The 2,636-nt window shown below is 46.2% G+C and carries 3 protein-coding genes; 2 read left to right on the top strand and 1 reads right to left on the bottom strand.

Annotation, left to right across the window (positions count from 1 at the left end):
- Positions 1 to 235 (bottom strand): hypothetical protein (locus AC3A8L_RS21080; protein WP_487964249.1); only part of this gene is annotated, 235 nt, incomplete at its 3' end.
- A 305-nt stretch (positions 236 to 540) separates the two neighbouring features.
- Here AC3A8L_RS21080 and AC3A8L_RS21075 point away from each other — a divergent pair.
- Both AC3A8L_RS21075 and AC3A8L_RS21070 read left to right on the top strand, forming a co-directional pair.
- On the top strand, positions 541 to 1,512 hold the full coding sequence (locus AC3A8L_RS21075; protein ID WP_487964248.1) for a cobalamin biosynthesis protein CobD/CbiB: 972 nt from the start codon (positions 541 to 543) through the stop codon (positions 1,510 to 1,512).
- Between the two features lie 15 nt (positions 1,513 to 1,527).
- Positions 1,528 to 2,541: a threonine-phosphate decarboxylase gene (locus tag AC3A8L_RS21070; protein WP_487964247.1), complete on the top strand. Its 1,014-nt coding sequence runs from the start codon at positions 1,528 to 1,530 to the stop codon at positions 2,539 to 2,541.
- The last annotated feature ends 95 nt before the right edge of the window (positions 2,542 to 2,636 follow it).

Raw genomic sequence — 2,636 nt, 5'->3', positions numbered from 1 at the left:
CAAAGCTTAGCCTGCCTTCTAGCGAATAGGCATCACAGCTATCGCTAAAACTAAAAGCCGCAAATTGTGCAGCGGCTTCGTAGCTATTGCCAAAGGTTTTGTATTCATAGGTAGGGCAGGGCTCGGTGATGCAGGCCACCGATGGGTTATGTTTTTTCGCGCACACCGGGTCAAATACGCTAGGGCAGGCAATCGGTAGTGATTCGACCGGTGCGCAGGGAGTTGTTCTGCTCAACTAAAAACTGCTTAAATGGAATTGCTGGGCTGGAAGATAAATTCTGTTCTAGGGGTGTGCATGAAATAACTTCCCGTTTTTGAATTCCTGGTGGCACGCTTGCCGTCGTTAAAAATATTTGCAATAGCCGGCTATTACGCCATATTTTCGCCTCGCCAAGCAAGCTCCCACAAACCCAAATTCCAGCAACTTATTTCGTGCACGCCCCTAAGTTCCTATCGCTTTAGCGGTGGGTGCATTTTCTTATGTTATATTGCGCGCCTTTTTTTCAAAAAAAACGGCTGTGAGTACGCAATGTGTTCGACGTGACAGAAACCTATTTTGTGTATTGCTCTGTGGTATTACTGTTCGCATTATTACTCGATCGTGTTATCGGCGAAGTTAGGCGCTATCACCCATTAGTGGGTTTTGGTTATTTGGCCAATGGCCTTGAGCGGCTGTTGAATTCCACTGGCTTAAATAACCGAACATGGTGGGCTTATGGTAAAGGGGTATTTGCATGGGCATTGATGGTGTTGCCTTTACCCATTGCATTGTATTGTGCATATAGCGAGTGGGGCGCGCAATGGCCTGTATTTTCACGCTTAGGGCTGGACGTAGTTATCGTGTACTTTGCGTTGGGGCTGCAAAGTTTAAAACTGCACGGCTTACAAGTTTACCGACCGCTACAAAAAGGCGACTTAACAACGGCACGGCATTTTACTGGTTACTTAGTCAGCCGTGATACCGCAGCGTTGTCTCCAGAATCGATGGCGAGAGCCACGGTAGAGTCTATGCTTGAAAATGGCCACGATGCGGTAATCGCAACACTGTTTTGGTTTGTAGTAGGTGGCACACCTGCGGTGGTATTGCATCGCTTAGCGAATACGCTAGATGCCATGTGGGGCTACAAAACGCCGCGTTATTATTATTTTGGTTGGGCCGCTGCACGCAGTGATGATGCTCTGGGTTTTCTGTCGGCCAAGATTTGTGCGCTGCTTTATGCTTGTCAGCGGAATTTTTTTCGGGCGATGATGAATGCCGCTCAACAAAGCCAAACCTATAAAAGTCATAATGGCGGTTGGGTGATGGCGGCGGGGGCGACCACTTTAAATATTCAACTTGGCGGGCGCTCTATTTACCAAGGTAAAGAGTTGCTGTCTCCGGTATTAGGTCAAGGGGCTAGTGCAACGGTTGCCGATATCCCTCGTAGCCTTAACCTAGTTCGGTGTGCAAGTGCATTATTTGTTATTGCGATATTAACTATGGGTATTACATTATGGTTTTTAACCGGATAGTGGGCGGTGCGTAATATGGCTTTACAGCATGGAGGGCAGTTATTGATAATTGCGCAGCAGTTTAATATACCTGCTGAACAATGGCTGGACTTATCAACAGGCATTGCTCCTTATCATTACCCAATTCCTGTAATTCCCTCTGTTGTTTGGGCGCATTTACCGCAAACGAATGCATCATTATTGGCCGCCGCTACAGCTTATTATGATTGTCCATCGGTGCTCCCTGTACACGGCAGCCAGTCTGTTATCCAGCGATTGCCTGAGCTGTGGTTATCTTATCAGCAGCATAATGTTAAGCGTGACGGGGCTTTATCGGTATATTTACCTGAGGAGGGCTATAAAGAACATGAAAAATCTTGGCGTGAAGTGGGCGCTAATATTTATGGCTATAAAGAATTGCCCATCGATGAGCCCTTGAAAAGGAACTGTGTTGTAGTACTGATTAATCCGAACAATCCAACAGGGGAGCTAACCTCCCGTAGCCAAGTGTTGGCGTTGTTAAAAAAAGTGAAGGAGCAGCAGGGTTTATTAATTGTTGACGAAGCTTTTATGGACACTACCGATGGGAGTCAAAGCTTAATTTCTTATACCCAGGATTCAGCTTTAATTGTATTGCGCTCGCTGGGGAAATTTTTTGGTTTAGCGGGATTACGTTTAGGTTTTGTAGCCGCGTGCCCTGCATGGCTAACTCGAATTTCTGCTAATCAAGGTCCGTGGGCTGTCAGTGGCCCAGCACAATTTGTGGGCGCAAAAGCATTGGTAGACAACACTTGGCAGTTGCAGCAGTTGGCGCGTTTACAACTTTTATCGGTCAAACTTTCTGAATTACTTAAGCGAATATTTAATGTTTCAAGCCAAGGTACACTACTGTTTCAAACGGTTTACCTTCCGCAGGCCAAAGTGGTATATCACAAGCTTTGCCTACAAGCTGTGTACGTAAGGCTAACGGATAATCAGCTAGCCTTACGCTTTGGGGTTCCTCTTGAACAGGATTTTTCGCGTTTAGAGCGGGCATTACTTGCGCTTTAAGGGGCGGGACAATAATAGTTTGTTAGGGGCGTGCATGAAATAAGGGACGAGGCAATAATAGTTTATCCAATTAGGCGAAGAGATCGGTTTTCTTA

The organism is Marinagarivorans sp., assembly GCF_982758155.1.
The sequence above is the reverse complement of the archived record's forward strand: the minus strand, read 5'-3'. Positions and strand labels throughout refer to the sequence as shown.

What these genes read in the sequence shown, in the direction of transcription:
- AC3A8L_RS21070 (WP_487964247.1), top strand. Translation starts at nt 1,528, where the DNA reads ATGGCTTTACAGCATGGAGGGCAGTTATTGATAATTGCGCAGCAGTTT.